Raw genomic sequence first — 26,085 nt, forward strand, 5'->3', positions numbered from 1 at the left:
CGTGGACCGAAAGCAGCTGCGTGCACTGCTCGAGGCGGAGACACCCACCCCGGACCGACGGGGTAGGTCAGGGGCGGGTGCGTTGTCGGCGGACGATGATGAGACTGCGGCGGGGTCGGGTCCAGCGCAGGCCGGGCAGGCTGAAGAACCGCAGCGCGATCACCGAGGCCCACGCCCGGTGTTTGAACGCCCACGCCCAATGCCCGGCCAGCCACACCACGACACCGAGACCTAACCAAGCCAGCTTGTCCGGCAGAGCACGCTCGGGCAGGAACGCGATCGCAGCCAGCGAGTCCACAGTCAGCAGGAAACCGCCGATGCGGGCCAGGACGGGGAACGCCCACCACAGCACCAGGCAGGCGAGCACAGCGAAAGCGATGGGGCTGAACAAACCCATGACCGAACTCCTCGGAGGCGTGGACCCTCATAAGGGAAAAAGGGAAGGCATCCGGGCGCGGGCCAGCGCCGTTGCTGGCCCTGCCGACCGCGTTGTCGGTGCCGGACGCTCGGGTGGACAGCCCCGCCGTGGACCCCGGGTCGCGGGGTGACAGCGAGGCCGTGGCCCCGAGACAAATGAGTGGAAGGCCGCGAGTGGCGCGCAGTCTCACTGAGGGTGGAGCGCGGGTGCCGGGCGTGACCTACACGCCCGGCACCACCGATGCCCTAAAACGGAGCCTTGGCCCCAGCCTCGGCGAGCGCGGGCTCGGACTTGGGGCTGCGGGTCCGCTTGCGGGCGCTGGTGCCGGTGGTCTTGTCGGGGGTCCGCTGCTTCTCTGGTGCGGAAGCAGCGGCGTTGGCGGCCTCGCCGATGGCCGCGGTGGCGTAGCGCAGCGAGGGCCCGATCTCATCGGCGATCACCTCGGTCGAGGTGCGGCGCACGTCCTCGCGGTCGGTGTACTCGCGCTGCTGCATCCGCCCGTACACGATCACTCGATCCCCGCGGTCGAGGGTGGCCGCCATGTTCGCGGCCAACTCGCCGAACGCGGTGCAGCGCATGAACACCGTGTTCCCGTCGCGCCATTCGCCGTTGCGGAATACGCGAGTGTTCTGGGCGACGGTGAAGGCGATGAATGCGGACTTCTCCGGGGTGCCCGCGTAGTAGTCGGGAGCCGCGGTGAGGTTGCCGATGACGGTGATGATGATTTCTCCGGCCATGACTGATCACTCCTTGAGGTGAAGGGTTTATTGGTCTCGACCGACAACCCCTCACACCCAGAACGGGTGGTTCTGTGGGGCTGTCGATCTGGGCACGGGTTATCGGGGGTGTGCCGGGCCCGTCAGGGCCGTCGGGGGTTCTGCGGCGCGGGGTGGGGCGGCCTGAGCGTCAGCGAAGGCGCGTCCCCACGCGGTGGCGCAGGTTCATCGGCGGTTCACCCGGCACACTCCTGATCCGCTGGCAACAGATCGACCGCCCCCACAGGAACGCCCAATCCTTTCTCTACCTGAACTGCATTGGGTAGAAACCGCAGGTCATCACAGATTTCCTGGGCTACTCGCTCGTCGGTACGTGAATGCTTATTGGGATTTCAGGTCGTCGGGGAAAGACGCGGAATCGAGATCGCCACCCCGGGGCGTGCTCAATAAACTGGAGTCGCATTCGCTGATTTCCTCAATGCAGTCGCCGACAAGCGGAGGTGGTCGATATGCGTTCACGGCACTATTTCGCGGCAATCGCGACAGCCATCACCTGCACAGTCCTCACGTTCTCGGGTGGCCCTGCACAGGCTCAGCCTCCGCCGGGTCCGGGACAGGCGTGCGCGGTCGAAGGTGCGACAACTCAGGACGCGGCAGGGCGCACGATGTGGTGCAACCCGATGATGACCGGAACCCATGATCTGGTCTGGCAGCTGCGACCCGCCACCGGCTAACGACCGAGCGCCACCGGACGATCGGGGATCTGAAGCCATGGTTTGCCCTAACCGGCCGATCGGGCCTCAGCTGATGGAGACCAATCGATGTGGCGGGGTCGGTCGGCTCCGAGCTTGAATCCGCTGGCGATGGTTCGGTCGGCCTCGGCGGCTGTGAACCCGTCGGTACCGACATGGGCGGCTGCGGCCGATGCCAGCGCCAGGTGAGTGTCGTATTCGTCCAGCTCGCCGCCGGCCACCAATCGGCCCAGCGTCAACGCGGCGCGAAACAGGCAGTTGTTGCGGGTACCGACCTGAGCGCTGGTGACGGCGTGGAGTTCTCTGGTGAGGATGGCCGTGAGGTAGCGGTCTGGCCGGTGCGTCGGCGCGGCCTGTGCAGGGGCAGGCGGTGGTGGGGGCTGGAGCTGTTGGCGCAGCCAACCGGGTAACTGGAGTGCGGGACGCGGGTCCAGGATCCGGTAGCTGCCCGCGGAGGTGCGGGATCCGGCTGCCACGATGTAGCCGCCTCTGCCACGAGAATCGATCCCCGCACCCAGGCGACCTACGGTGCAAGAGGGTGCGTCACCATTGGGGACTCGGTAATACAGGTGTCGGCCGCCCGAAGGGGTGGCCACGGTGTAGGTGAGCAGTGAGCGTGAGGCGTGGGCGGCGCTGGCCAGTTCGCAGAGCAACTGCCAGCTCGCGGGTTCCGCGCCGTGCGCGGTGCGGTGGGCGAGGGTGTCGAGGTCGATGACCAGGAGCCTGCTGGGCTCGGTCGCGATCGCTACGTTGCAGGCCGGGTTGCGTGCCCACCATGCCCGGATCTCGGTCGGATCGGTGCTCGCCTGCTGAGGCCAGTGCTCGACGGCGGGAGTCTTGGCACCGGGATGCAGCGGAAAGACGAACCAACCACGCGCGGCAGCGGCCAGCGCCGCCTCGCGGAGTTCATGAGTGGTCATGATCGAAACTTCTTCCCAGGACATTGGCCGCCGCCCGAGAACCAGCAGAGTGGCGGCGAGGAATTCGAGAAACCACAGACATCCCCGCGCCTCGGACGGCAGGTGATCACGCGCGATCACCTGCCGCCCGAGTACGGAGCTCGCCCTACTTCGGCGTGATGTCGATGCTGTCGGCGGAGATCTGACCGCAGGCCGCGCGTTCGACCTCGTGCAGCTCGTAGCCGAGCTCGGGCAGGAACTCCAGGTAGCGCTTGACTCGGCGGTCGACGTAGCCCCAGCAGTTCTTGCTGGTGGTCGACTCGTAGGCACCCAGGATCAGGCCGAGCAGCAGGACCTGGCAGCGCGCGGGTTTGGCCGATTCGATCGCCTTCTCGAACTCCGGGCGCCACCCTTTGATCCCCAGCAGAATCGTGCTGGCCTTGAACGCGTCGTGGGTGTCGAGCAACGCGGCATCGGCGCTGATCGATTGCAGCACGAATTTGATGGCCGCCGCGAACGAACTTTGCCGTGCCAGCCACTTGGTCAAGAACTCCATGCGCGCCGCCTTGGCAGCCGCCCCCTGCTTGTCGAGTTCCTCGCGCCGCTGCTCGGCCCGGCGAATCGCTTCCTTCTTGGCCGCAGCGGCTTCCTCGGCCAACCGCGCCGCCTCGATACGCCTGGCTTCGGCCTGGGCGCGCGCCGCCTCGGCCTCGACGCGGGCGGCCTCCGCGGCTTCCGGGTCGATCTCGGGCTCCGGGTTCTCGGGGACATTTTCGGGCTCCTGCGTCCCCTCCACGGTCCTCGCGCTGTCCGGCACGCTCACCTGGCCGGCACCCTCGTTGGCGTTGGCGTTGGCGTTGGCGTAAAAGGGGGGCTCGGGTTCCTCGGTAACCGGAGTGGGGATATGCAGTCCGGCGGCTTCGAGTTCGCTGGCGGGCAGGAAGAATTCGGGTTGCCACCGATCGCGGCGCTCGACCTCGCGGGCGTGGCGTTTGCCTTCGGCGGGGGTGCAGTCGGGCTTGCGCTCGGTGCTCCAGTCCACCGTGGCCTCGTCGACGGTTTCGCCGGTCTCACGATCGATGACCTCACCGTCTTCGGCCAGGTCGCAGAAGACGATCCACCGCGTCGGGTCGGCCATCACCTGCTCGATCCCGACGGGCTGATCGTCGGTAGTGAGCAGGTCCTCGTAGTGGAGGTATTCCGGTTCGGCGTCGTCGGGCCACTCGGTGAGCACACCGAGTCCCACGACCGCATACGGCAGTGCGGCGGTGAGCATGGCGCGGGCCGCTTCGCGGTCCTGGCTGATCCGGTGTGCTTGGAAGGAGAAGTCGCTGCGCTGGCAGCTGGTGAGCCGGTTGACGGCCTCGGTGTCGCCGACCGCGTCGTATTCGGCGATCAGCGCTGCCTGCTCGAGGTCGAGTTGCTGGGCATCGACCAGGTTCCGGGCGGTCCGGGACGCGCCGACCTTGCCGGCCAGCTTGATCGCGCCGGTCTTGGTTTGCAGCTCCTCGGCCAGCCGCGTCGCCGACGCGCCCAGATCGAGCGCGAGCGCGATGCCCGCGGCCCGGTCACCGTCGGTGAGCGCGATACGACGGTCGTTGATGGTGATCTGGGAGATCACGCGCTTGATCTCGGCTTCCTTTTTCGCCAATTCGGCGGCGGGCGCGATCCAGACCGGCACCTGCGCGCAATCCAGCGCCAACGCGGTCAGGGTGCGGACCTGGCCGTCGATGACGTAGATGCCGTCGGGTTTGCGTTCGGCCAGGATCGGGACCAGCACACCGTGGCGGCTGATGGAATCCAGGTATTCGGGGTAGTCACCGAGATCGAAGGACTCGCGGACATTGTCGTCCACCCGCAACTCGGCCGGGCTCAGAAACAGCGCCTCGACCGCAGCCGTGACACCCGAGGTGGGTGTCTCATTAGGAATGGGTTGGGTTGGTGTGGTGGATGATTCGAGGTCGGACACCGCGGTGGTGTCGGTAAGAGTCGACATGGGTTGCTCCTCAACGAAATTCGGGCAGGAACCGGGGCAGCCGAGACTGCTGGGTTCCTGCCCGAGAGGTGGGTAGGGGATCGCTGCCCGGACGAGCCGGACAGCATGAGGAAGAGATTGTTAGCGGGTCTTGCGGGGTCGGGGCGTGACGTTGATCGGGTTGAAGCGCAGCACGGCGTCGACGGTGAGCAGGGTCCAGTATTTGCCCTGCCAGTCGGGGCGGCGTTTACGCCAAGTCGTCAGCGCCTTTTTGTCCAGGCGGGTGGTCTCCCCGGCGCTGCCGAGATGGTGACGCCGGTCGAACTCGGCGCGGGTGATGGTGTCGGTGACGGGTTCGGACATGAGGGTGAGAATCCTTTCCTGCGAACGGAATCCGGGAGCGAAGACCCCGGGGGTTGGTCAGGCCAGGGCCATCGCGCTCAGCGCGAGGTCGTCGAGCACGTCGGCGCGGTCGGGGTCGGGCAGGGTCTGGCTGAAGCTGGTGACGGCGTTGGCGATCCCGGCACCGGTGAGCTGCCCGCCGGCCACGAAGTGCGCCAGGATCCCCGAGCGCTCGGACTCGCTGAATCCGAGATTCTTGGCGATGACCTCGATGGTCTTGTCCGGCTGGGTGACCGGTGTCGCGGCGGCGTCTTCGAGTTCGGCGACCCGCTCGCCCAGGAACTGCGGCGAGAGCCACTCGCGGACCTTGTCGCGAGTCTCGGCGGTGATCACCGCCAGCCGTTTGCGCAGCGTGTCCTGGGACCAGCCCACCGCGCCGACATCGAGCTTGTCACCGAGATGGCGCTTGGTGAACGCGAACATCGGCAACGTCAGCCCGTTGCCACAGATCTTGACAACGAGCTCCGGCTTCAACGTCAGCGCGTGATGGCCGGTTTCGCTGTTGGAGAACCGGAACCCGGCGAAGACCACCGGCTCGCTGCCCGGGGCGTAGCCCTGGCCTTCCCCCGCGGCCAACGACCGCAGCGACCCGATCCTGCCCGCGACCCGCTGACGTTCGGCCTCGAGGTCGGGATTGGCGAACGGGTTGCGGTAATCGCGCAGGAAATGCGGGGCCAGCGCCGCCACCCCGGGGGAGTAGACCTTGCACCGCAGCGCGGTGTCGCTGAGATCGCAGGACCGGAACTGGGCCTGCTCATCGGCCTGGCGGATACCGTCCATCACCGCAGTAAGCAGATCGAGATTGTCGACGATGCCGTAGCGGTCAGACAACAACGCCCGCAACACCCCCGGTTCACCAGGGGTGTTGGAGGTGAACAGGCGCAGCAGAAACTGACGCGAGTCCGGCTCGGCAGGGGTGTCCGGGCGCGGGCGGCCGTGCAGCCAGCCGTTGACGTTGGCGTCGTAGAGGTCGGAGCGGTCCTGCTCGCGCAGCTTGCGCAGGTAGCGGACCGGGATATCGAGTTTGGTGGCGATCTGGGAATCGGCCGCGGCGGTCGGCAGGTAGAGGCCGTCGATCGGGGTGACGCCGCGTTCGTCCACGGCGGGCTCGACACCGGACAACTCGATCAGCCCGTCGCGGGCGTGCACCGCCGTGGCCGGAGCGACGACATCGACCTTGGTGGCCTGCTGGGATTCGAGCAAGGTGAGCATGTCACGCAGCCCGACGTGGCGGACAGTCGTAGTGGGCATCGAAAATCCTTTCTGTGCAATGGATTACGAGCAGATGGCACCTGCTCGTGGTGGCGGTGTTATTTGCTGGTTCCGGCCTGATTACGCAGGGAGGTGAGCAGTGCGTAGGCGGCTTCCTCGGCCGCTTTGGCCGTGTGCAGCCGCTGGTAGTGAGCACTGCGGCGGATGGCCATCACCTGGTCGCGGTGGGTGAGCCGTTCGCTGTAGCGGCTCGCGCGCTCGTAGCGGTATTCGGCCACCCGCAGGTCGGTAAAGAACTCGGCCGCGATCGCCTGCACCAGGTCCGACACCGCTTCCCGGGTTTCCTGTGGTTTGCGGATGAGTTCGCGGCTGTAGTCGGTGATCAGATAGCCCGATTCACCGAGCAACTCGATCTGGTGGCCGAAGCGCATCCCGATCCATTCGGGGTAGAACGCGACCGCGCACTCCACCGTGCCCAGCCATTCGCGGTCCAGGGTGAGCCCGAAGCACCGGAACCGGACCGCCGGTCGCGCCTCGCGGTGCCCGTCGACCAGGATGTGGTGCTCGCGCAGATCGACGAACGCCTGGCCCTGCATCGGGACGTCCTCGGTGCGAAACAGCTGGTACGCCGCGCCGTGGTCGATGCAATGCTTGCGCGGAAACTCGGTAAAAGCGGGAACGGACATGAGAAGTCCTCTCTGAGAAGTGAATTCGGATGAACAGACCCCACGCCGCTGCGTCAAGGGCGCGGAAGCGGGATCGGCTGGAGCTCGATCCAGCACGTTCGAATGCGCTGTGGCCGGGGTCGGTGGGGCGCACCACGCACACTCCGGCGAAAGCGAGGACGGTCAAGCCGAAACCCGGACGCATCCCACCCCCGTGGTGCGGGGAAACACGAAACGAGCGGTACCGACAACGGCTTGACCGTGCGCGCCGCCGGGGTAGCGTGCGCCCGCCCCACCGACCCGGTCGCACGCGCCATCCCGCCTGCTTGGGCTATCCCTCGACAGCGATAGTCCTGGCGGGACCGTTGCGCCTGGCTGGCGTCAGTCCAGGTCCAGTGCCAGCTGGGCCGTGGCCCGCGAGTAGAGGCAGTGGACAGGTTCACCGTGATGCTTTCCGGCACAGGTGATCTCGGTGAGGCGGCGCTCGGTCACTTTGAGCTGGTTGCGGGCGAAGCGCTCATGGTCGTCGATTCGGGACTTCTCCAAGGCTTCGTGATTGGCGCTGGCCTCGGCGAGTTCAGGCCACTGCGGGAATCCGGCGACCTGCCACATCCGCAGATACAGCCCCACAGCCGCAGACCGCATCGGACTCATCTGACTCACGTGCAGCAGCGCGCAACAGATTTCAGCCGCCGTGCCCGGACGGGTGTCTTCTCCCGCAGCGACCCGATCGAGCAGTTCGCGGCAGTGCGAGCGATACACGAATTCGGTTTCCATCCGCTGCTGAGTCGGAGTCAGCAGCGAGAAGCTGTGGAAAAGGCGATCGGAGTGCTTGCGGTGCCGGGCGCGGACCTTCTCGATCTCGTCTTCGGCCCATTCCAAACTCTCGAAGATCTTGCCCAGAGCACTGCCGAAATTCTCGCCCAAAAGGGCAGAACAGCCGGCGATGCCCTGCGCGAAGGCCGGAGTGCCACCCAAGCACACGGCGGGGTCGGTCGTGGTCATCGAAAGATTTCCTTCCATGAGAGAAAGCCGCCGCCTCGACGTCGAACACCCACACACCCCGGACACACAGAAGGCCCGTCCGCCGCAACAGCGGCAGACGGGCCTCACCGGTCAAGGCCTGGGTTGGACGCCTAGACGGCGCTTCAGATGGCTGGTAAGTCAGCTGGTCACGGCGTGACGCAGGGCCAGAGCCGTATCGAGATCATCGGCGGTCGGCGTAGCTCCACCGCGCAGATCACATACTGTCCAAGCCACCGCCAGCAGTCCTGCGGCCTGGTGCTCGGCGCAGATCGCGTGCTCGATCAGGGAGGCGAGATAGCGCAGCGTTTCAGGATCGCGACCAACGGCCTCCCGCAGAACCGGTGCCGACACTTCGGCATTCGATACCGCGGCTAACCCCGACCAGCGTCGCCGCGCCGCCCCCCGCGCTCGCGCTACTCGGCCCCGGCCGGGCACCTCGCTGCCTTGGTAGGGCCTCACCGCACCGGGCTCGATCCACACCCGAAGCTCCACCCGGGCCTCGATCTCGGACGGCCACCCCCACCTGTTGCTACCGCAGCGGTGACCGATCCGGTCGCGCTGGCGCGGAGAACAGGTGCACACATGGTCGGTCATGACCAAGTTCAGCGAAGCGGGCCAGACCGGGCGCAGGGTCTGACCGCGATAGTCCTGACTGACCTCGATACTGCGGTGATCGATCAGGTGCGCCAGCACCGGGGTGGCTTTCACCGGGAAGTGGGCAAGCTCGGTGCACACGAGCACACCCCGGTGCGCTCGGATCATCGCCGCCCGCAGAGCTTTCGGTGAAATCGAGTGGTGAGCGTGCACCAGCGGCGCCACCGTCGGCAACGGCGCGACGCGAGTGACCTCCCGCTGCGCCCGCCACATCACCGCATCCAGTGCCTCCGGGGCCCACACCGGATCCAGCAGGGCGTGCACGTAGCCCGCGACCGCCAGCGTCGGCGCATCGACGCCACCGGACACAGCCAGCACGTGGCCACCGGCTGCCGCGACTACGGCCGCCTCACGGACCTTCGGATCGGCCGGAACCTGCACCCACCCGCTGCCTGCCGAGAAGTCCGGGCAGGAGCGGCGCAGCCACCGCACCACCGCGGCCAGGTTCGATGCCAGAAACACCTCGATATCGGTGAACGACGACAGGACACCGGCGTAGGCGGCCGGTACCACGACCCGGGTGAGTCCGGCCCGTTTGGCAGCCCACACGGCCTCGATCAGATCACCGCCGTGCAGGTGCCCATCGACATCGAATTGACCGATGAACACCGTCTCGGCCAACAGTTCCGATGGCACCAGTCCACCAGCGGCCAGGACAGCGACCGCCAGTGCGAGATCGTGCAGGCCGCTGCGCGCGCCGGCGGTGTTGAGCCCGGTCACCTGGATTCGCCGGTGCGGGTATTGCACCTCGCTGCCGATGATCGCCGCCCGGACGCGCTCACACTGCTCCGGCCCGATCGCGTTCGCCGACGGCTCGCGGTCATCGTCGGCGCGAGCGGTGATCACCGCGACGTCGTACTCCTCACCGGTGGCCGCGATCGTCCACGTCCACACCCGCGCACGGGCACCGCTCGGGGCGGTCATCGGCTCGCCTCCGCGACCTCGGCCGCCACACCCCGAAGGCAGGAAAGCTCCGGGGCCGCAACCCCTCCCAGAGCCTCAATGATGTCGTAGGCGCTGGTGACCAGTCGCGCGTCGCCCTCGGCGATGAATCGATGGCAACCCTTAGATGCCTCGGAAGTGACCGGGCCCGGTACCGCGAAGGTCAATCCACCGCAGCGCCCGGCCCACCGCAACGTGGACGCGGTACCCGACCGCAGCCCGGCCTCCACCGCCACAACCCCCGCGCTGAACGCGGCGATGAGCCGGTTGCGGTCCAAGGACTTGGAACGGGTCACCCGCACCCCCGGCGGATACTCACTGACCACCAGACCCTGCTCGGGGATCTGGTCCAGCAGGTCCGCGTGCTGATTCGGGTAAGGACGATCCAGCCCACAGGGCATCACCGCGATCGTCGGTCCGCCGGCCGCCATCGCGCCGTGATGAGCGCGCGCGTCGATGCCCAGCGCGGCACCGGAGACGACCGTCCATCCGCCCTCGGCCAGATCACCGGCGATCTCGGTGGCGACCCAGTTGCCGTACTCGGTACTGGCCCGCGCACCGACCACCCCGACCGCACTCGCGGTCAGAGGATGCAACGATCCGTTGCCACGGACCCACAACGCCAACGGCCTGACATCGCCGGGGTTGTCCGAACCTGACGGCAGGCACGCCAGCGCTTCACGCGGCCATTCCTCGTCGTCCGGCGTCACCAACCGGCCACCGAGACGCTCGACCTCGCCCACCGCGCGGGCCGCGGACTCGAAATCCGCTGCCGTGACCTGGGATTGGCCACCGACGGGTATCTGTCCCGTCGCGACCCGGGTGGCGGCGTTGATCACGCCGATTTCGGTGACGAGGTCGGCCAGCAAGACCGAGGGGCCGGCCGCCGCACACGACAGCAGCGCCCACGCCATCCGGCGATCATCCACGCAGGTCATGACTGTGCTCCCGTCGTATCGGAGTCCTCGAGTTCCAAATGCGCACCCAACTCTGCGGCCACTTCCACGCCGTCGCGGCAGATCTCGCGCATCTCCTCGGTCGTCATCGGCACCGACCAGGCGCGCTCGAGCAGCGGCGCGATCCTCAGATGTGGGTTGGCGAGTTGCGCGGTCCGCAAAGCACGCTGAGCCAGCTCCCGATCGCCACGCATGTAGGCGCTGACCGCCAGCAGGACCGCGGCCTCGGCGCGCGCTACATCCGGCAGCACCGGCACCAACTGTGCCCACAACCGCTCGGCGGCCTCGGCGTGAACGGTCAGCGGCATCGCCACCAGCGCATCCGAGACTTGCGGAACCAGCAGGGCCACACCGATCTCCGCCATCACCGTCATCTTCAACACCTGCTCGCCGGGCCCGGTGATGCTCTGGAGCACCCGGTCGAGTTCGGCGCGGCGGTGCTCAGTCACAGACTTGGTTGCCTCGACGTCCTGGGCGCGCTGGATCACCGCGTTGAGGGCGGTCAAAAAGGCTGCTCCGACCTGTGCCAGGGTGTCGGTGTCGGCGATCGCCAGCGCCTGCCCGGCGGGAGATTCCTGTGCCAGGCGCACCATGTGCACGTCGGCCATCTCGCAGTCTGCGGTCGGGGCCGGCTGGACCTGACCGCAACGCACGGGGCCGAGCAGGGTCCACCACTGGACGCCGGGCTCGATCCGCGGCACCGCCCATGCCCCGGACAAGTCCGTGTCGATGGTCTGGCAGTGTTGCTGGATCGAGGCCAGCAGCAGCCGGGGCCAGCCCTTCTCGTTGCCCGCCGCGGTGGACCAGATGGCGTATGGGTCGACCAGGACGGCGAGTGCGACCTTGACGTCATCTTCGGCGCAGGCCTGGCTGACGCAGCGGGCGATTTTGTTCTCGCACTGATAGATCGGGGTCGGCGGCAGCTCGACGGAGATTGCTTTGATCACCAGCCCGTCCAGCTTCGGCCGCTCCCGCAGTGTCACGATCAGCAGGGCTCGTTCAGGAATAGGATGGCCCAGCAACTCGGGAACCACGGCGATCAGGTGGCCAGGGCTCTGGAAATGCCTCGTCGGATCCATACGCTCTCACTCCTCGAAATAGGAACGAAACCCCGAGAACCCAACCGGCGCAGGGACGCCGTGTTCTCGGGGTGGTGGGCGCATCGCGTCGACATCGGCGGCGTGGTGGCCGGTCAACCGGTCCGCCGGTCCTCAGAGGCCGGATGGTGACTGGTGGTCGTGACCGAGTGGGTCTCGGGGCGGTTGACCGGTCGCGCCGCCGATGTAGCGTTGCGCCCGGCCACCGCCCCGAAAACACGACGACCTTCAATGTCGAATCATTTGTTGGTCAGTCGAATGCGTCGATCGCCCGGCCGTGACGCCAGTTGTCCCACGCCCGGCAGATGGCGGGCCGCGAACCCCCGGCTGCGACGAGAACGCCGTAGGCTTTCCCGAAATCTACCGCCTCGCTGGAACCGATTTCTGCGTGATCGCACCAGCCGCGCGCGTAACCGATTGCCTCCCAACACATCACCCGGGCATACAATGACGAACCGATCGCACGCGCCCATTCCTCGAAACTGGGGACACGATCACCTCTGGCCGCGACGCACGGAATACTCGTCATCGTGGGCTTGTCGCGATCGCTCATCACGACACCTCCGCGGCCCGGACCAACGGACCGAGATCGATCCCCAGATCGGCGGCCATCTCGTGAGCGCTGCGCGCTACGCGGCGCAGCGGTCCCGGGCGCATTCCCGCGCGCAGACCCGACTCCAACAGCCCAGTCATCTTGTGGCCGGGATCCACGAGCAGCGCCGCGTCGAACGCCATCCCCGCGTACGGGCCGTCACCGCGTGCGTACGCGCTGTAGCCCAGCAGGGCCGCGGCATCGGCACGCTCGACACCGGGCAACGCGCGCACCATCGAGAGCCACAGTCGTTCAGTGGCCTCGGCATGCTCGGTGTAGGCCAGGGCGAACAACGCTCCACGCACCACCGGTTCGCGCAGCGCGGGAACTAATTCGGCGATGGCACGGGCACCGGGCGGCTCACCGGCGGAGGTATGGGCGACCTGCCAGAGCACGTACTCCACCAGGGCACGGTGGTAGCCGGCGATCTCGCCGTGGCGTTGTGCTCGGTTGAACCTGTCCTGGCAGCGTGCGATCGCAGCGTCGAGTTCGACGGCCACCCGCGCCGACAGGTCGGGTTCGACATCGAGTCCGGCGCTCAGCTCAGCGCGCGATCGGTGAATCCGGCGCCCGTCGATCTCGGACGCTATAGCAAGCAACGACTCACCTGGGTCCGGCAGTACACCCCCGTCGGTACCGCCCAGAAGGGCCCACCAGAGTTCATTGCCTGCGATTGCCGCGACAGCCCAAGCACCGCCCAGCAATACCTCGTGGGTGGCCAGGGATTTATCGAGAGCTTTGATGAGAGCGGTGTAGCGGGCAGCCCACGGGCGGTGTGGCTCTTGGGGCTTGGGCCCGGCCAGGCGGTCATCGATGATGACCGCGAGTACCGATTCTGCGTGTTCGGCTGCACAGATTTGACCCAGGGACTGCGCGATTCGGGCGGCCAGGCGCTGGCGCCCGCCGGGAGGCTCCAGGTCGTATCGAGCGACCGCGTCGATGATGGGAGTTGTCTCGGGCGAAGTTCTGGTTCGTATTACGGCGATCACGAGTGAGCGCTGCGGGATGAACCCGAGCATTGCCGGTATCGCGGCGATGAGATCGCCTGTGTGATCAATTCGAGCACTGTCGGCCATGATGGCTACTCCTCGAAGAGAAGGAACCCAGAGCGCGGTCGGCGCGAAGCATCAAACGGAGACCGCGCCCGTGGGTTGGTGGGCGCCATCACGCCGACACCGGTGGCGCACAGCGGATGTCAAGCCGCACGCTCTTCGCGGCTTGACACCGCGCGTCCCCGGTGTAGCGTGCATGCCCGCCAACCCATGCGGCGCAGTCTCCAAAGGCGTGTTGACTTCTCGTTCGAACTACCCCGCATTTCGCATGTGCTTGGAAAATCTCTTTCCCGCCTTCGCGAGCGTTGCCAAGAGCTGCGGGGACTCAGCGAATCGGTAGGGCCTGGGCATCCGTGATTATGCGATTCTCCATATGGGACGTAGTTGGTTGTGTGTTCAAAGTATGGATATTCAGAAGCGCTTGGTTATTGTTGATTACCTGAAGCGGTAATCGGAGATTTTGAGTTATCGGAATGAGGTGCCGTACGCAGATCGGAAGGCGAGGTGAGATTATGAACAATGGGGATTTGGAGTCGTTCGGCGAGCATTTGCCAGCGAACCCGGAGGTAACTGACGATGTGGCCCTGCGGGCACGATTGTGCGGGCTGGCGACTCCTGCAGAAGCGGCTGAGTATCTGCGGACCAGCGTGGGCAAGCTTGCCAACGACCGGCATCTCGGAACCGGCCCGTGCTTTGTGAAATACGGTCGCAGGGTTCTCTATCCCTGGTGGTCTTTACGGGAGTTCGTGGAGGTTAATACGATTCGCGGTCGATAGCGCAACGAACCTTTCTGGTCGGGCAATCTCTTGGCTACTTTTGTTGTCTTCTGCTCTTCGCTCGGATTCCGTACTCTCCATATGCGCGGCACTGCCGGATGGCCGGCCGTAGCGGTCAAGCAATTATCGAGCAGGAAGGGAATTGGCGTATGTCTAGACGAGCGCTGCAGCCCGGCGAGCCGGGTGATCCAAGCGAGCCGGAGTGGAATGAAGCCCGGCAAGTTTTTGAAATCCATTGCCGGATCGGTGAACCGAAGCCGTTCAAGCCGACTCTTGTGCGGGCATCCGGCAAGACCAAAAGGCAAGCCAAGGACGCGCTGAAGCAGCGTATTGCCGAGTGGAAGCCCAAAGTAGCACTGGAAGGTAGCTACGACCCGGAGTCCACAGTGGTCGTGGCCGCTCGTGCGTGGCTCAATTCCTACGAGAGGCATCCGAGGAAGCGCCCGCAGAACGGTCGGCCATACCGGATCGAGATCGACCGATCGACCGGCGCCCGAGCCCAGAAAGACAAATTCGTAATCGCCGAGTCAGCGTTGGGGAAAATGAAGGCTGTCGACGTGAAGCCTTACCATGTCCGGCTTCACCTCGAGAAGCTGAACTGGGCACCATCTAAACAGGCGTTCCACAAGTCGATTCTGAGGATGACCTTTCAAATGCTCGTCGAGGATGGTCTGCTGGATTTCAACCCGGCGTTGATGGTGAAGAGCCAAGGTTCGGTACGGCGTCGGCGGAGAGCCGACGGCGAGGGCGCGGTCAATCCGTACTTTTCTGACGAGCCGTGTCCCTTCAAACCTGAGGAGATGCTTCGGTACCAGGCGTTGGAGGCGGCCCGCTTCGGAAAGCGTCAATGTCGGACATGGAAGGGATACCGGGACTACACACTGCTGTCGTATGAGCTGGCAGCGCGGCCCAGCGAAGGACTGGCGGTGCGATGGGACGATGTCAAACTCAGTGCCGGGACGGTGCGCATCGCGGGCACCATCATCGATCGTGAGCTGCGCGTGTGGCAGGTACGTAAGGTGATCGACGACTACCAACTCGCCGGACATGAGATGGTCGTGCGTGCTGACTGGCACGAACTCGACGATGAAGCCGTCGTCCGGATGGTGTTCCGCCAGCCATTCACCAAGACCCGTGATTCGATGCGAACGATCAAGGTCGCGCCGGACTGTCTGGCGATGCTGAAGCGTCGGAAGGTCGCGGCGGAGCCGGATCAAGCGCTGGTCTTTCCGAGCAGGGTGGGCAAGGTCCTGAGCGGCGTGAAGGTGGCTGCTGTGTGGCACTCCCTGGTGAAGGACACGGAGTTGTCATGGTCGACCTTGAAGACATTGCGTAGCACCCGGGCCACGCGGATCGCTGAAGTCCATGGAATCCCCGCAGCGCGGCTGATCCTGGGTCATGACGAGGACTCGGCAATCACGAAGCAGTCCTATGTGAACGTGGAACGACCTGTGGTCGACTTCGCCGACGTTGGGTGAAAACGTTCGCAAAACGTTCACGGGGCCGATTTCGGTGCCGCTCGGTCGAATCGTTGTCAACTTGAGCAGGGCGTGTTGCTCGCAGCCCCACGGAAGTACATGACATGGCTGTAATGTCGAAGAGGTGCAGCGACGAATCATGGGGATCGAGACCGAGTTCGGTGTGACATGCACCTTCCACGGTCACCGTCGGCTGTCCCCCGACGAGGTTGCCCGGTACCTTTTCCGCCGGGTGGTGTCCTGGGGCAGGAGCTCTAATGTGTTCCTGCGCAACGGGGCTCGGTTGTACCTCGATGTGGGTTCGCATCCGGAGTACGCCACGGCAGAGTGCGACAGCCTGCATCAGCTGGTCACCCATGACCGCGCTGGTGAGCGCGTGCTCGAGGAACTGCTGATCGACGCCGAGCAGCGGCTCGCCGAAGAAGGCATCGGCGGCGACATCTACCTGTTCAAGAACAACACCGACTCCGCGGGCAACTCCTACGGCTGCCACGAGAACTTCCTCGTGGTGCGCGCCGGCGAGTTCTCCCGGATCTCGGATGTGCTGCTGCCGTTCCTGGTGACGCGCCAATTGATCTGCGGCGCGGGCAAAGTGCTGCAGACGCCCAAGGCGGCCACGTTCTGCCTGTCGCAGCGTGCCGAGCACATCTGGGAGGGCGTCTCCTCGGCGACCACCCGTTCGCGCCCGATCATCAACACCCGCGACGAGCCGCACGCCGACGCGGAGAAGTACCGCCGCCTGCACGTCATCGTGGGCGACTCGAACATGGCCGAGACCACCACCATGCTGAAGGTCGGCACGGCGGCCCTGGTGCTCGAGATGATCGAGGCCGGCGTCTCGTTCCGGGATTTCGCGCTGGACAACCCGATCCGGGCGATCCGCGAGGTCAGCCACGATATGACCGGGCGCCGCCCGGTGCGGCTGGCGGGCGGCCGGCAGGCCAGCGCCCTGGACATCCAGCGCGAGTACTACACCCGCGCCGTCGAGCACCTGCGCAACCGGGACCGGGACCCGCAGATCGACCAGGTCGTGGACCTGTGGGGCCGCACCCTGGACGCGGTCGAGGCCCAGGATTTCGCCAAGGTCGACACCGAGATCGACTGGGTGATCAAGCGCAAGCTCTTCCAGCGCTACCAGGACCGCTACAGCATGGAGCTGTCCGATCCGAAGATCGCCCAGCTGGATCTGGCCTACCACGACATCAAGCGCGGCCGCGGCGTGTTCGACCTGCTGCAGCGCAAGGGCCTGGCCAAGCGGATCACCGAGGACGAGGCCGTGGACGCCGCGGTGGACACCCCGCCGCAGACCACCCGCGCCAAGCTCCGCGGCGATTTCATCACCGCCGCGCAGGAGGCGGGCCGCGACTTCACCGTCGACTGGGTGCACCTGAAGCTGAACGACCAGGCCCAGCGCACCGTGCTCTGCAAGGACCCGTTCCGCTCGGTCGACGAGCGTGTGGACCGGCTGATCGCCTCCATGTAGTGCAAACCGGGTGGGCGCGCTCGCGGGCGCGCCTACCGTGGTTTCCGTGGATGGTCGCCCGCGGCCAGCTGATGGCCGGAGCGCTTCGGCTCCGGCGGCGGCTCGTTGTCCACCGCGTAGCGCAGCAGCACCCGGCCGTGCGGCCGGGATTCGACGCCGAGACAACGCATTCGCGTGGGCCTGCGGGTGCGCTCCAGGTCGGGGGCGGTGAACATCATCGGCGTGCGCGTGCCGCCGACGGCGATCGGCACGATCTCGGTCTCGATCTCGTCGATCAGCCCCGCGCGCAGCAACGCCCCGCCCAGGCGCGCGCCGCCGGTGGCCACCACGGTGTCCACCGCGAATCGCGCCCGCAGCACTTTCAGCGCCGCCGTCAGATCGACGTGCCGCCGCCCGACCACCAGGTAGGGGATCTCCTCGCGCCGCAGATAGGCCAGGTAGCGCAGCGGCGTCGCCACCGCGACCAGCACCAGCAGATGCCAGCCGGCCATCTCCTCGCCCGGAAACTCCTTGTAGGTCCAGCGCACCCGGCCCCGGCTGTCGGGCACCACGAACCAGCCGGCGCTCGCCTTCGCGCGCACCTCGGCGGGCAGATAGTCCCGGCCCAGCACGTGCGCGGGGAGGTCGGTGGCCGGCAGGGGAGCGGGCGGCTGGTCGTCGGTCACCAAGGATCCGCTGCCCTCCAGCAGCACCTGGGGTTGGTGGCGGCGCAGCAGGTCGAGGTAACCCTCGCCGCCCGCGGGCCAGCGATCGTCCAGCATCAGCAGTGTGCGCGGCGAAACCGCGAGTCTTCCGTCCACCGAGACGACATTGTGGGTAATCAGTCGAGGCCGTTGCATCATCGCCTCCCATCCAGTCCTGGGATACCCGGCACCGGCGGGGCAAACCTGCAGGTGCGGCGGTGCCGCGGCACCTGCGGTCGCGCCCGATCCGTGCGCCGCCGCGCATGCCACCGCCCCGGGCTATTACGCTCTACCGGGTGGCGATATCCAAGGTCGAGCGGCTGATGAATCTGGTCATCGCGCTGTTGTCGACCCGGCAGTTCTTGACCGCGGAGCGGATTCGGGACAGCGTCGCGGGGTACGAGGAGTCCGCGAGCGACGAGGCGTTCAGCCGAATGTTCGAGCGGGACAAGAACGAACTGCGTGACCTGGGCATTCCGCTGGAAATCGGGCCGGTGAGCCGGTATTCGAGCCTTGAGGGGTATCGGATCAACCGTGACGCCTACGAGCTGCCCGAGATCGATCTCAGCGACGAGGAGGCGGCGGCGGTCGCGGTCGCGGTGCAGATGTGGGAGTCGCCCGAGCTCGCGGCGGCCGCCGACAGCGCGCTGCTGAAGCTGCGCGCGGCCGGTATCCACGTCGAAGCCGACGTCGCGGTGACGGCGCCCGCGGTGCCCGCCCGCACCCGCGGCTCGGAACCCGTGCTCGGCAAGTTGCTCGCCGCGGTCGACGCCGGGCAGGCGGTGCGGTTCGAGCACCGCGGCGCGGTCAACGCGCCCTATCTGATGCGTGACGTGGAGCCGTGGGGCGTGGTGACCCGGCACGGCCGCTGGTACCTGGTCGGGCACGACCGCGCCCGCGACGACGTGCGCAGCTTCCGGCTGTCCCGGATCGGCGACGAGGTCACCCCGTACGGCCCGGTCAACACCGTCCGCAAACCCGATGACGTGGATCTGCGCGACATCGTCGATCGCGTCACCAGCCACACCCCGGTCAGCGGATCGGCGACGGTGTGGGTGGCCGACGGTCGCGGCCAGGAGATCCGCCGGCTCGGCCAGGTGCTGGAGGAGCGCGTCATCGGCGAGCGCACCGGCATGGTCGTGCAGGTGCCGATCCGGTCGCGGGATTGGCTGGCGCGCTTGATCACCGGGCTCGGCCCGGACGCGCTGGTGCTCGCACCCGAGGATCTACGCGCCGATGTGGTCGGGCGGCTGCGCTCGGTCTTCGATCGGACGGAGGTCGCGCTGTCATGAGTAGCAGTTCCCGGCTCTCGGTGCGGCTTTCGCGCCTGCTCAACATGATTCCGTACTTCATCGCCAATCCCGGCATCAGCGCCGCCGACGCCGCCGCCGATCTCGGCGTCACCACCAAGCAGCTGATGAGCGACCTGAATCAGCTGTGGATGTGCGGTCTGCCCGGTTACGGCCCCGGCGACCTGATCGACCTGTCGTTCTCCGAGGAGAGCATCGAGGTCACCTTCTCCGCGGGCATCGACCGCCCGCTGCGCCTGACCTCCACCGAGGCGACCGCGCTGCTGGTGGCGTTGCGCTCGATCGAGGACATGCCCGGCATGGTCGATCCGACCGCGGCCCAGGCCGCCATCGCCAAGATCGAGGCGGCCATCACCGGCGGCCGCCCCGCGCCCGACCCCGCACCGCCCACGCCGCGGGCGCAGGGCGGCAAGGACGCCGTCGCGACCGTGCGCGCCGCGCTCGCCGACAAGCGCGCGGTCCAGATCGTCTACTACTCCGCCAGCCGCGACGTGGTCTCCGAGCGGGTCGTCGACCCGATCCGGATCGTGCTGGTGGACAACAACAGCTACCTGCAGGGCTGGTGCCGCCAGGCCGAGGGCGTGCGGCTGTTCCGCTTCGACCGGATCGAGGCGGCCACCGAACTGGACGAGGCGGCCCGCCCGCCCAGCCACGCCACCGCCGAGGCCGCGGCGCTGGACCTGTTCCAGGACGATCCCGCGGTTCCGCTGGCGCGCTTGCTTGTTCGGCCCGACTACGGGTGGGTACTCGACCAGTACCCGATGCACCGGATGGCGGTGCATCCCGACGGCAGCCTGGAGGCGACGATGCGATTCGCCACCCTGGACTGGATGGCGCGCCTGCTGCTCGGTTTCGGCGCCGGGGTGAGCGTGCTCGGTCCGCCCGAACTCGTCGCCGCCGTGCGGGAACGGTCCAACGCCGCGCTCGCCGCCTATGCCGCCGCGGGATACGAGGAGGCCGGCGCGTCGTGAGTTCGGATCGATTACCGCACCGCGTCCTGGTGCTCGGCGCGGGCAGCATCGGTGTGTTCGTCGGGGGCAAGCTGGCCGCGGCCGGCGCCGACGTCACCTTCGTCGGCCGGCCCCGGATCCTCGACGAGATCAGCGCGACCGGTTTGCGGCTCACCGACCTGGACGGCGGCGAGGTCGTGGTCGGCCGTGAGCGCTTCGAGGTCGCGACCGAACCGGACGAGGCGGGGTCCGCCGATCTGGTGCTGGTGACGGTGAAATCCGCGGCCACCGCCGACGCGGTGCGCGCGCTGACCGGCAAGATCCGGCCGGGCACCGTCGTGCTGAGCCTGCAGAACGGCATCGGCAACGACACGATCATCCGCGAGATTCTGCCCACCTGCGTGGTGCTGGCGGGCATGGTGATGTTCAACGTCGTGCAGCATGCCGGGGGCCGGTTCCATCGCGGCACCGCGGGCGACATCGCGATCCAGGACGATCCGGCGCTCGCCGAGTTCCGGGAGCTGTTCGCCCGGTCCGGCCTGGGCTGGCGGCGGTATCCGGACCTGCTGCCGGTGCAGTGGGCCAAACTGCTGCTGAATCTGAACAATCCCATCAACGCGCTGTCCGGACGGCCGCTGCGCGAGCAACTGGGCGACCGGAACTACCGCCGCTGTCTGGCGCTGACCCAGCGCGAGGCGCTGGCCGCGATGAACCGGGCCCGGATCCGGCCCGCGCGGCTCACCCCGCTGCCGCCCGCGTTGATGACGCGGCTGCTGAACGTGCGCGACGGCGTCTTCCGGCGGGTCGCGGCGAAGGTGCTGGCCATCGATCCGGTGGCGCGCTCCTCGATGGCCGACGACCTGGCGCTGGGCCGCAAGACCGAGATCTCGTGGCTGTGCGGCGAGATCGTCGGCCTGGGGGCGATGGTCGGGATACCGACGCCGGTGAACCAGCGGCTGATCGAGCTCGTGGTGGCGGCCGAGCAGGGCGACCGGCGCACCTGGACCGGCGCCGAATTGCTCGAGCAACTGCGGGCCGCGGCCGCGCGCGGACGATAGTGAACGCCTGGCAAACGCCGATTTACCGGGGCGTTCGGCCGGTGGGGCGGCCAAATCTGCCGCTCCGAGTCCGGTAGCATCAGAGGCACCAAAGTCTTCGGAGGTAAATCATGGGTGGTCTCAGTGTGTCCCACTGGGTGATCATTCTCGTTGTCGTCGTGCTGTTGTTCGGCGCGAAGCGGCTGCCCGACGCCGCTCGCGGTCTGGGCCGGTCACTGCGTATTTTCAAGAGTGAAGTCAGCCAGATGCAGAACGAGGGCAACTCCTCGGCGGACGCGCCCCAGCCGGCGCCCCAGCAACTGCCGCCCGCGCAGCCGGTGCACCCGGCCCCGCAGCCGCAGGCGCAGCCCGAGTCGAAGTCGCTGTAGAGCCGGATGCTCGACCCCGGGTGAGTCTCGCTCACCCGGTTCCGTGCTGTTCAGACACAGGGGCCTACTTCACCGATGCGAATCCCGTTCGATCCCCGGCACAGCAAACGCCGGACCAATCCCGACGGCACCATGTCGTTGGTCGAACATCTCCAGGAACTGCGCACCCGGCTGCTGCTCTCCATCGCGGCCGTGATGCTGACCACCATCCTGGGATTCCTCTGGTACTCGCATTCGTTCATGGGTGTGGAGAGCCTGGGTGAGCTGCTGCGCGGCCCCTACTGTGCGCTGCCGGAGTCGGCGCGCGCGGCGCTGAGCCCCGACGGCGCCTGCCGCCTGCTCGCGACCGGGCCGTTCGAGCAGTTCATGCTCCGGTTGAAGGTCGGCTTCACCGCCGGCGTCGTGCTCGCCGCGCCGATCTGGCTGTATCAGCTGTGGGCGTTCATCACCCCGGGCCTCTACGCCAAGGAACGCAAGTACGCGGTCGGGTTCGTCAGCTCCGGCACGGTGCTGTTCGCCGCCGGCGCCGTGCTCGCGTATGTCGTTGTCGCCCATGCCCTGGACTTCCTGCTCACCATCGGCGACAACGTCCAGATCACCGCGCTCAGTGGTACCCAGTACTTCGGCTTCATCATCCAGTTGCTGATCATTTTCGGAGTCAGCTTCGAGACGCCGCTGATCATCATCGGGCTGAACCTGATCGGCGTGCTCACCTACGTCCGCCTCAAGGCCTGGCGGCGCGGAATCATCTTCGGCCTCTTCGTCTTCGCGGCGATCGTCACCCCGCAGGACCCGTTCTCGATGCTCGCGCTGGCCCTCGCGCTGACCGTGTTGTTCGAGGTGGCAGTGCAGTTCGCGCGGGTCAACGATCGGCGCCGGGCGCGCAAGGAACAGGAGCTCGCCGACGACGAGGCCTCCTCGATCGCCGAGCCCGAGACGGTGGCCCCCGCGGAGCCGATCTCCGAACCCGCCGGAAAATCCACGCGACCAGTGTCGGACTACTCCGATACGCTCTGAAATGTGACAGATCACCGGGTGTTTTCAGGCGAGCTGGCAAAGTTTTCCGCCGAGCTGAGCTTCGCCCTCGATCCTTTCCAGCGGGACGCGTGCGCCGCGCTGGAAGGGGGGCACGGCGTCCTCGTGTGCGCGCCGACCGGCGCGGGTAAGACCATCGTCGGCGAATTCGCGGTGCACCTCGCGCTGGCCTCGGGCGGAAAGTGTTTCTACACCACACCGATCAAGGCGTTGTCGAACCAGAAGTTCGCCGACTTCACCGAGCGCTACGGGCGCGACAGCGTCGGTTTGCTCACCGGTGACCAATCGGTGAACCCGGACGCGTCGGTGGTCGTGATGACCACCGAGGTGCTGCGCAACATGATCTACGCCGGCTCCGACGCGCTGCGCGGGCTGTCCTATGTGGTCATGGACGAGGTGCACTACCTGGCCGACCGGTTCCGCGGCGCGGTGTGGGAGGAAGTGATCCTGCACCTGCCCGCCGACGTGCGGCTGGTCAGCCTGTCGGCCACCGTGAGCAACGCCGAGGAATTCGGCGCCTGGATGGAGACGGTGCGCGGCAACACCACCGTGGTGGTGGACGAGACCCGCCCGGTGCCGCTGTGGCAGCACGTCATGGTCGGCCGGCGCCTGTTCGATCTGTTCGACACCAGCTCCAGCGACCAGAAGGTCCTGGTCGACGAGGACCTGGTCCGCTATATCCGCCAGCGCGAGTCCGCCGACCGGGCGAACGGCTGGGCGCCGCGCCATCGCGGCGGCGGCCAGCGCCGCGATTTCCGGCCGCTGCCGCGCCCGGAGGTGCTGGCCAAGCTGGACGAAGAGGGCCTGCTGCCCGCGATCACGTTCATCTTCAGCCGCGCGGGCTGTGACGGCGCGCTGGCCCAGTGCCTGCGCTCGCGGCTGGATCTGAGCCGTCCCGGGGATGCCGCCGAGGTCGAGGCGATCATCGAGAAGCACACCGGCGATCTGCCCAAGGGCGATCTGGAGGTGCTCGGTTACTGGGAGTGGCGCGAGGCGCTGCGCCGCGGGCTGGCCGCGCATCACGCCGGCATGCTGCCCGCGTTCCGGCACACCGTCGAGGAATTGTTCGTGCGCGGCCTGGTGCGGGCCGTATTCGCCACGGAGACCTTGGCATTGGGTATCAACATGCCCGCCCGCACGGTGGTGCTGGAACGCCTGGTCAAGTACAACGGCGAAACGCACGCCGAGCTCACCCCCGGCGAGTACACCCAGCTCACCGGTCGTGCCGGTCGCCGCGGCATCGATATCGAGGGCCACGCGGTGGTGCTGTGGCAGCCCGAGGTGGACACCAGCAGTGTCGCGGGCCTGGCCTCCACCCGCACCTATCCGCTGCGCAGCTCGTTCAAGCCCGGCTACAACATGTCGATCAACCTGATCGACCGGATGGGCGCCGCCGAGGCGCGGGCGCTGCTGGAACGGTCCTTCGCGCAGTTCCAGGCCGACCGCTCGGTGGTCGGGCTGGTGCGCGGCATCGAGCGCAACGAGGGCCAGCTGCGCAAGCTGCGCGGTCAGCTCGGCACCGAGGACGGCGGTTTCCTGGAGTACATCTCGCTGCGCGAGCGGATCAAGCAGCGGGAACGGTCGCTGGAGCAGCAGAAGCGTTCCGATCGGCGCGGCGCGTCGGTGAACTCGCTGGTCCGGCTGCGCCGCGGTGACGTGGTAGCGATCCCGTCCGGGCGCCGGCAGGGGCTCGCGGTGATCCTGGAACCCGATGCGACACCGGGTGATCCGCGTCCGCTGGTGCTCACCGAGGACAAATGGGCCGGCCGGGTGTCGGTCGCCGATTTCCCGGTGCCCGCGGAAGCGCTGGGGCACATGCGGTTGCCGCGCCGGGTCGACCATCGCACCGCCAGCACCCGCCGCGATCTGGCCTCCGCGCTGCGCGGCACCGGTATCGAGGCGCCCGGCCGGCGGCGCTACGACAAGCGCGCCACCGCGGCCGAGGACCGCGAACTCGACACGCTGCGGCGCACCCTGCGCTCTCATCCCGCGCACGGGCGTTCCGATCGCGAGCAGATGGCGCGGATCGGCGAACGCTACAACCGGGTGCTGCGCGAAACCGAGACCATGCGCCAGAAGGTCTCCGCGACAACGAATTCCCTCGCCCGCACCTTCGACCGGATCCTCGGCCTGCTGGAGGAGCGCGGTTTCGTGCACGAGGGCGAGGTCACCGAGGACGGGCGCCGCCTGGCCCGGATCTACGCCGAAGCCGACCTGCTGGTGGCCGAATGCCTGCGCGAGGGCGTGTGGCGGGGCCTGGGTCCGGCCGAGCTGGCGGCCGTGGTGTCGGCGCTGGTCTACGAATCCCGGCAGGAGGGCGGCTATCTCGGTGTCACCGGCCCGACCGAGCCGATTCGGCGCGCGGTCGGCGAGACGGTCACCCTGTGGACCCAGCTGCGCGCCGACGAGTCCCGGCACAAACTGCCGCCGACCCGCGAACCCGATCTCGGTTTCCTGGCCGGGGTCTTCAAGTGGGCGCGCGGCGACGGTCTGGCCGAGTCGCTGCTGGCCAGTGGCGATCAGGGCAGCCCGCTCTCGGCCGGTGATTTCGTGCGCTGGTGCCGGCAGGTCATCGACCTGCTCGACCAGATCCGCAACACCGCCGACGACGTGGAAGTGGCGGGCACGGCGGCCAAGGCGGTGCGCGCGATTCGGCGCGGTGTGGTCGCGGTGGACGCGGCCTAGCCTGGTCGAGGTGGTAACGCGCGCGGCATCGGACACGGTGGATTCGATTGTGATTTGATTTCTTTCGCGTACCGACCGTGGAGTAGTCGCATGGCGACGAGTCTCGCGCGGGGGGCTACCGTATGTATAACGATGCGAGTGGAGGCAAGATGAGCGGCCCTTACGGACCGAACGATCCCGGGGAGGGACGCAACGATCCCACCCAGCACTGGGGAGCGGCGGATCAGAATCCCGGCCAGGCCGGCCCGACCCAGCAGTGGGGTGGCCAGCAGCCGGGTCAGGCACAGCCCACCCAGCACTGGGGCGAGCAGACACCGTCTCCGCAGCAGCAGTGGGGCCAGCAGCAGGGCCAGCAGCAGTGGGGCCAGCAGACCGGTGGCCAGCAGCAGTGGCAGCCGAACACCGGCGGCCAGCAGCAGCAGTCGTGGGGGCAACAGCCGCAACAGGATTGGGGCCAGCAGCAGCAGGGCCAGCAGCAGTGGGGTCAGCAGCAGCAGGGCCAGTGGGGTCAGCCCGCGCAGCCCGGCCAGCAGCTCCCGCAGCAGCAGGCTCCGGCCAAGAAGAAGGGCAAGGGCCTGATCATCGGCCTGGCGCTCGGCGCCGTGGTGCTGATCGGCATCGTCGTGGCCGGCGTGCTGCTGCTCACCGCCAAGGACAAGCTGGATCAGTCCGCGGTGCAGGAGGGTGTGCAGAAGGTGCTCACCGATTCCTACGGCATCTCCGACGTCACCGACGTCTCCTGCCCGTCCGGCCAGCAGGTCGAGGTCGACGCCACCTTCGAGTGCACGCTCAAGGTCAGCGGCGAGCAGAAGAAGGTCAACGTCAAGATCACCAAGGATGACGGCACCTACGAGGTCGGCCGCCCGAGCTGAGGCCACGCGACCGGGCAGCCCCCGCTCCG

23 protein-coding genes are annotated in these 26,085 nt (G+C 67.4%); 9 read left to right on the top strand and 14 right to left on the bottom strand.

The window, feature by feature from the left end:
* Positions 1-67 precede the first annotated feature (67 nt).
* The 13 genes from AB0H76_RS09860 to AB0H76_RS09920 all read right to left on the bottom strand — a co-directional run bounded on the left by AB0H76_RS09860 (position 68) and on the right by AB0H76_RS09920 (position 13,382).
* Entirely contained in the window at positions 68-397 is a 330-nt protein-coding gene (locus tag AB0H76_RS09860) for a hypothetical protein (protein ID WP_357319935.1), read from the bottom strand.
* A gap of 266 nt (positions 398-663) precedes the next feature.
* Entirely contained in the window at positions 664-1,155 is a 492-nt protein-coding gene (ssb, locus tag AB0H76_RS09865) for a single-stranded DNA-binding protein (RefSeq protein ID WP_357319938.1), read from the bottom strand.
* A 760-nt stretch (positions 1,156-1,915) separates the two neighbouring features.
* Positions 1,916-2,806 (bottom strand): bifunctional DNA primase/polymerase, encoded by an 891-nt coding sequence (locus AB0H76_RS09870; RefSeq protein ID WP_357319941.1) that lies wholly within the window; start codon positions 2,804-2,806, stop codon positions 1,916-1,918.
* A 145-nt stretch (positions 2,807-2,951) separates the two neighbouring features.
* Positions 2,952-4,781, bottom strand: coding sequence for a ParB/RepB/Spo0J family partition protein (locus tag AB0H76_RS09875; RefSeq protein WP_357319944.1), 1,830 nt, complete (start codon positions 4,779-4,781; stop codon positions 2,952-2,954).
* A 120-nt stretch (positions 4,782-4,901) separates the two neighbouring features.
* Positions 4,902-5,123: a hypothetical protein gene (locus AB0H76_RS09880; protein ID WP_357319947.1), complete on the bottom strand. Its 222-nt coding sequence runs from the start codon at positions 5,121-5,123 to the stop codon at positions 4,902-4,904.
* Positions 5,124-5,180: 57 nt separating this feature from the next.
* On the bottom strand, positions 5,181-6,413 hold the full coding sequence (locus AB0H76_RS09885) for a hypothetical protein (protein ID WP_357319950.1): 1,233 nt from the start codon (positions 6,411-6,413) through the stop codon (positions 5,181-5,183).
* Between the two features lie 59 nt (positions 6,414-6,472).
* Positions 6,473-7,060 carry a hypothetical protein gene (locus AB0H76_RS09890; RefSeq protein ID WP_357319953.1) on the bottom strand — a complete coding sequence of 196 codons (588 nt, stop codon included), beginning with the start codon at positions 7,058-7,060 and terminating at the stop codon, positions 6,473-6,475.
* Positions 7,061-7,420: 360 nt separating this feature from the next.
* The gene (locus AB0H76_RS09895; protein ID WP_357319955.1) at positions 7,421-8,044 is read right to left on the bottom strand and encodes a hypothetical protein; all 624 of its coding nucleotides are present in this window, start codon (positions 8,042-8,044) and stop codon (positions 7,421-7,423) included.
* A 159-nt stretch (positions 8,045-8,203) separates the two neighbouring features.
* A complete protein-coding gene (locus AB0H76_RS09900; RefSeq protein ID WP_357319958.1) occupies positions 8,204-9,643 on the bottom strand; it encodes an ATP-binding protein in 1,440 nt (479 codons plus the stop codon).
* The gene (gene dprA / locus AB0H76_RS09905; protein ID WP_357319961.1) at positions 9,640-10,599 is read right to left on the bottom strand and encodes a DNA-processing protein DprA; all 960 of its coding nucleotides are present in this window, start codon (positions 10,597-10,599) and stop codon (positions 9,640-9,642) included. The genes AB0H76_RS09900 and dprA overlap by 4 nt, the downstream gene beginning before the upstream one ends.
* On the bottom strand, positions 10,596-11,696 hold the full coding sequence (locus tag AB0H76_RS09910) for a DUF4192 domain-containing protein (RefSeq protein WP_357319964.1): 1,101 nt from the start codon (positions 11,694-11,696) through the stop codon (positions 10,596-10,598). The genes dprA and AB0H76_RS09910 overlap by 4 nt, the downstream gene beginning before the upstream one ends.
* Positions 11,697-11,964: 268 nt before the next feature.
* Complete coding sequence (locus tag AB0H76_RS09915; RefSeq protein WP_357319967.1) at positions 11,965-12,267, bottom strand: hypothetical protein; 303 nt, start codon at positions 12,265-12,267, stop codon at positions 11,965-11,967.
* Positions 12,267-13,382: a DUF4192 domain-containing protein gene (locus tag AB0H76_RS09920; protein ID WP_357319969.1), complete on the bottom strand. Its 1,116-nt coding sequence runs from the start codon at positions 13,380-13,382 to the stop codon at positions 12,267-12,269. Before AB0H76_RS09920 ends, AB0H76_RS09915 begins: the two co-directional genes overlap by 1 nt.
* A gap of 901 nt (positions 13,383-14,283) precedes the next feature.
* On the opposite strand from AB0H76_RS09920, the gene AB0H76_RS09925 reads away from it, so the two are divergent.
* Positions 14,284-15,612 (top strand): hypothetical protein, encoded by a 1,329-nt coding sequence (locus AB0H76_RS09925; protein WP_357319972.1) that lies wholly within the window; start codon positions 14,284-14,286, stop codon positions 15,610-15,612.
* A gap of 124 nt (positions 15,613-15,736) precedes the next feature.
* The gene (gene pafA, locus AB0H76_RS09930; protein WP_357319975.1) at positions 15,737-17,095 is read left to right on the top strand and encodes a Pup--protein ligase; all 1,359 of its coding nucleotides are present in this window, start codon (positions 15,737-15,739) and stop codon (positions 17,093-17,095) included.
* A gap of 32 nt (positions 17,096-17,127) precedes the next feature.
* On the opposite strand, the gene AB0H76_RS09935 is transcribed toward pafA, so the two are convergent.
* Positions 17,128-17,937 carry a dihydrofolate reductase family protein gene (locus tag AB0H76_RS09935; RefSeq protein WP_357319977.1) on the bottom strand — a complete coding sequence of 270 codons (810 nt, stop codon included), beginning with the start codon at positions 17,935-17,937 and terminating at the stop codon, positions 17,128-17,130.
* 137 nt (positions 17,938-18,074) lie between these two features.
* Between AB0H76_RS09935 and AB0H76_RS09940 the strand changes: the two genes are divergently transcribed.
* From AB0H76_RS09940 to AB0H76_RS09970, 7 genes are all read left to right on the top strand, one after another.
* Positions 18,075-19,070 carry a YafY family protein gene (locus AB0H76_RS09940; protein ID WP_357319980.1) on the top strand — a complete coding sequence of 332 codons (996 nt, stop codon included), beginning with the start codon at positions 18,075-18,077 and terminating at the stop codon, positions 19,068-19,070.
* The gene (locus AB0H76_RS09945) at positions 19,067-20,059 is read left to right on the top strand and encodes a YafY family protein (protein WP_357319983.1); all 993 of its coding nucleotides are present in this window, start codon (positions 19,067-19,069) and stop codon (positions 20,057-20,059) included. Before AB0H76_RS09940 ends, AB0H76_RS09945 begins: the two co-directional genes overlap by 4 nt.
* Positions 20,056-21,096, top strand: a complete 1,041-nt coding sequence (locus AB0H76_RS09950) for a 2-dehydropantoate 2-reductase (protein ID WP_357319986.1) — start codon at positions 20,056-20,058, stop codon at positions 21,094-21,096. The genes AB0H76_RS09945 and AB0H76_RS09950 overlap by 4 nt, the downstream gene beginning before the upstream one ends.
* A 110-nt stretch (positions 21,097-21,206) precedes the next feature.
* A complete protein-coding gene (gene tatA / locus AB0H76_RS09955; RefSeq protein WP_357319989.1) occupies positions 21,207-21,464 on the top strand; it encodes a Sec-independent protein translocase subunit TatA in 258 nt (85 codons plus the stop codon).
* A gap of 75 nt (positions 21,465-21,539) precedes the next feature.
* Positions 21,540-22,481 carry a twin-arginine translocase subunit TatC gene (gene tatC, locus AB0H76_RS09960; RefSeq protein WP_357319992.1) on the top strand — a complete coding sequence of 314 codons (942 nt, stop codon included), beginning with the start codon at positions 21,540-21,542 and terminating at the stop codon, positions 22,479-22,481.
* Positions 22,482-22,484: 3 nt separating this feature from the next.
* Positions 22,485-25,184 carry an RNA helicase gene (locus tag AB0H76_RS09965; RefSeq protein WP_357319995.1) on the top strand — a complete coding sequence of 900 codons (2,700 nt, stop codon included), beginning with the start codon at positions 22,485-22,487 and terminating at the stop codon, positions 25,182-25,184.
* Positions 25,185-25,333: 149 nt separating this feature from the next.
* Positions 25,334-26,056, top strand: a complete 723-nt coding sequence (locus AB0H76_RS09970) for a DUF4333 domain-containing protein (protein ID WP_357319998.1) — start codon at positions 25,334-25,336, stop codon at positions 26,054-26,056.
* The last annotated feature ends 29 nt before the right edge of the window (positions 26,057-26,085 follow it).

The sequence above is a fragment of the Nocardia sp. NPDC050712 genome (assembly GCF_040654295.1).
Lineage (GTDB): Bacteria > Actinomycetota > Actinomycetes > Mycobacteriales > Mycobacteriaceae > Nocardia.